3 protein-coding genes are annotated in these 4,220 nt (G+C 55.6%); all 3 read left to right on the forward strand.

The window, feature by feature from the left end:
• The first annotated feature begins 217 nt into the window (after positions 1-217).
• The 3 genes from ACWEO7_RS38310 to ACWEO7_RS38320 all read left to right on the forward strand — a co-directional run bounded on the left by ACWEO7_RS38310 (position 218) and on the right by ACWEO7_RS38320 (position 4,107).
• Complete coding sequence (locus ACWEO7_RS38310; RefSeq protein WP_452430611.1) at positions 218-754, forward strand: hypothetical protein; 537 nt, start codon at positions 218-220, stop codon at positions 752-754.
• The gene (locus ACWEO7_RS38315; RefSeq protein ID WP_452430612.1) at positions 751-2,145 is read left to right on the forward strand and encodes a hypothetical protein; all 1,395 of its coding nucleotides are present in this window, start codon (positions 751-753) and stop codon (positions 2,143-2,145) included. The genes ACWEO7_RS38310 and ACWEO7_RS38315 overlap by 4 nt, the downstream gene beginning before the upstream one ends.
• 534 nt (positions 2,146-2,679) lie before the next feature.
• Positions 2,680-4,107, forward strand: a complete 1,428-nt coding sequence (locus ACWEO7_RS38320; protein WP_452430614.1) for an MFS transporter — start codon at positions 2,680-2,682, stop codon at positions 4,105-4,107.
• Positions 4,108-4,220: the final 113 nt, after the last annotated feature.

Consider the following 4,220-nt stretch of genomic DNA (forward strand, 5'->3'; position numbering starts at 1 on the left):
GGCGAAAGCCTGCGCATGTCCACCCTCAGATCATCACCCACCCCGCAGACCTACACGAACACCACCCACACCTCAAACATTCAGTTCCAGGTCAATACGACACTCCAGAGATGAGGATGTCGTAGGCATTATCCCCATACCAGCGCAGCGGGTGATCTGAAAGCGTTGTATCGAGATGTAACTTTGCTTTCGAACTGCTTCAATGGAGGGTATTCCAGTGAAAGTCGTTTCCTCGAAACGTAAGACGCTTCACTCACGCGGTATCGAACGACGCGAACTTTCCCCAGTCACCGGCCGCGCGGTGCGCGAGTTCGCCAGAGAAATATCTGCCACACTTGACGCCACGATCGCTGATCCTGCCATCGCCCCGGGCACGCTGACCGATCCGACGCTGATTGAACAGATCGACACCCGGGTAATGGAAACGCCTGCGCTCCATGCCATGCGCCTGCCCGCCACCCCCGAGGGGCCAGTCATCGTCAGCCAGCTTCCGTCGGTCGATAATGAATTCGGGCCAACCCAGCCGAACCCGGTACACGGCCGGGTGCCGTTCACCGCGCACTACGACGGCGCCGATCGGTGGCTCAAGCCGGTGAATAGCTGGCTGCCGCAGCGACCGCGGCGGGCGGAAGAGTCCGAAGAGAATGGCTACCGGCAAAGGACCGTCATCCCGTTCCGATGTGTAGGGCACCATAACGGTCAAGCGTCGTACCGATTAGCGGGTTATGGCACCGAGCGGTCGAGGAACCTGTGAACACCCGTGACGGCGTTGACAGCCCATTTGGGGAGTGGTGGGCTTCTGCCGCGTCAGTGGAGCATGCCCTCGAAAAAATAACGCCTGCCAGAGGCCTCGTAGGTATCGAATACGCGCATATTTACAGCGATCAGCAGTTCTCCAGACAACACGAACTCGGCATTGCGGAATTGCATAAATTGTCAGTCGGCCCTGACATCAAGAAGATAGTTCTGGTCGACGACTACAGCCCGGCCCACTCTTCACAATGCCTTGACGTGCACGATTTCCTAAAAAAGCTATCTGAACAAAATGCAGAGCCGGACGTAGCAGTGTTCGAATCCGAGCTCGTGCCGTATTGCGAAGCCGTATTGAACTCGATTACCGATAAAAAACTGAAAAGGAGGCTGACTGGCTACTATAGAACGCGACTAAAGTATCCCTGCTCATTGTTTGTGGCCGCCTGGTACTTGCTACGCCTAGGAGCCTTTGGTACGCCGCATATCAAATGCATAACCGGTTCCCCAAACGATCTCTTCACAGAGAAGCTAGTAACGATATTGCCGGACAGCTACATGGTTCCCGAAGCGCGCGGTCTCGAGATTATAAAGTCAACCCACGGGCCATCCTTGCTTGAAAACATAGAACACGTTTTCTTTGCTCACCAAGAGGAAAGCTATAGCGATTTCGATGACTTCGACGTCTATGAGTACGTCGAGCGAAACTATGGACGCAAGATAGGCGCAGAGGATCGGCAAATTATCGAGTTCACCACTTCTGCCCTGCATGACATGAGAATAGCGCCCAATAGTCTTCAGCACGTTGCCGATGTCGGCGTAGGGCCGAATTTGTATCCGGCTATGCTACTCAGTCCGCTTATTTCGAATCACGGCCGTCTTGAATTGATTGATATCGCGGCGAATAATCTCAGCTACCTGGAGCAGGTGCTGAACGGAGCCAATACGGAGCAGGTGAACATCTGGAAGTTCTATGACAACTACATCCGAAAACTTGGCCTTCCGTCCAGTATGAAAAAGCTTTTCGCTATTTCATCGATCCAATTCGGAAGCATTTTCGAACTGAAGCCGAATCAATATGACGCCGTCTTGTCATTTTTTGTCGCTGATTCAATCACGGATGCATACAGCGAATTTGTCCGAGCAACTGATAGCCTGATGAATTCCCTGAAGTCTAACGGATTGTTTGTCGTGGCTCACATGGTGGGTTCCCGCGGTTACTTCGCCGGTTGCCGGACCTTCTTCCCGGCAGTGAATCTGACTCTGGCGGAAATAGAGAGTATCTACCAAAGATACGGTAGTTTTCGAAGCCGCGAAGTAGTACATGACAGCAGGGAGGCGGTGCGTATGGGCTATGAAGGTATGGTAGTGATTGTGGGAAAAAAGTTCGCCTGACTCAATCGACATTATTCGAGGATGGGTGCAGCTCACCCGTAGGGGCTGGTGATTACGCAGCGGCCTGGTAGGCGTTTAAGTGGATATGTTTGATATTTCCGGGCTACCTGCTGGCATTGTCCGAGTTTTCGATTTATTTTTTGTTGATGAGAATGGGCGGGTAGCTGTGCCTGAAATTCCCGCAATCCCAGTTGGGTCGCAGAAAAAGCCGCGAGTTCGCCACCGAGTTCGTGCGTGCCGTCTGCTTGAGAACGGATCCATCGTCCAGCACCGCGTGGCGATGAATTAATCTTAGACTTATTCGGGACACGGCATGTAGTTGCGTTAGCATGCCACTCAACGGCCCGTATTATAATTCGGAAAGACGGTAGCTTTAGCACAGATGGTGTAGACATAGCCGCGAGAATGGAAATTCTGCCCGCCGCAGAATAGCGCCGATCACGTTCAGGGTTGAGAATGTAAGCAATTCCACCCGAAAGGTGAGTGGGAATGAAAGCCTACCGAGAGCTTCTAGCAAATCGGACAGTAGTCGATATGGTATTACTCAGTCTACTGTTCCGGATTGTTCTCAACTCTCAATCCCTGCTGCTGGTAATGCATGTACGGCACACGTTGCACCTCTCCTACGGTGCCGCAGGCCTATTGAGCACTGTGATCTACCTGTGCATGGCAGGCACCGAGCTGCGGCGCGGCCCGCGGCTCGACCGATTGGGGCTGCGGGCAACCGTGGCTCCAGCGATCCTGGTGAACGGAGTGTGTTGGCTGATCGCGCCATTCGCCCAGTTTCCGCTGTTGCTGTTACTCGCGGCGCTGGGGGGATGGTTCGAAATTCCGGTCATCAACATCGCGAAACAGGCCATTACGGTCGCCACAACCGAACGCGAGCGGCGACCGGCGCTCGCCGCCTACGAGGTGACCGCAGATGTGTCGCTCCTAGTGGGGCCGCCGCTGGGTGTCGCAGTAATGAATATCTGGGACACGACGGCGGTCCTGCTCGTGGTCCGACTGATGACTATGGGTTGTGGTATCGCGTTATTGAGGCTGAACCCACCGCTGCGAGCCGATACGAACCAAGTATCAGGGCGTGTCGCACGGCGATCCTGGTTACAGGCCGGGTTCGTAACGGCATGCGTCGGATACGCTGCAGCCACAGCCGTCCTGTGTGCGGAAGAACTGAGTGTCATCACGGCCATGCAAGATTTCCACGCCACGCAAATGACCGGGCTAGTGCTGGCCGTCGGGGCAGCCGGTGCGGTGGGCGGTGGCTACGGTTATGGCGCGATCTCCAGAACTATATCGCCGTACGTCCTGCTGGTTGGGCTCGGGATAGGTGTGTTGCTCTGCGCCCTCGCAACGGGGCCTGTGTCGCTGGCCATAGCCGTTTTCGCAGTGAGCGTGCTGGCCGGTGCCATTTTCCCGGCCAGTACCGACCGCATGAATGCCGCTGCGTCGGAGGATGCACTCGGTGAGGCCCTCGGCTTTCATTTCAGTCTGATGTGGGTCGGCATCGCTATGGGAAGTATCGTGGCGAGTCAGTCCGTCGACTTCGGCGGTTCGTCAGGAGGCATCCTTTCCGCGGCTGCGATCGGTATCGGAGCCGGAATCGGATTGGGCCGAATAGCTGCACGCGCCGCCCCTATACCCGGGGTGCCCGACCAAGTGAATCGAGAATTCATCGTCACTGCGGCGAGGCGGATTCTGGACATCGCGCAGATTGTCCTGGTTCGGAATATCGATGGTTCGATCGACGTCCGACTCGGCGGAATCTACTCCTTCGAGAAAAAAGCGAAACGGCGGGTTCTCGGACATCGCAACCGAACGGAAGTCCCGGTCGTACCATCAATCAATTCCGAAGACGGCGATCCCGACCATACCGGGCCACGACGCTCCCCGACGCCTTGGTCCAAGGCTCCTCCACCTCATGAGCGAAAAGACTCACCATGGAGCCCGCAGTCGGGTTGAACCCTACAGTATCGTTATTTGACCTGGAACTGAATGTTTGAGGTGTGGGTGGTGTTCGTGTAGGTCTGCGGGGTGGGTGATGATCTGAGGGTGGACATGCGCAGGCTTTCGCC

Source organism: Nocardia sp. NPDC004260 (assembly GCF_053603155.1).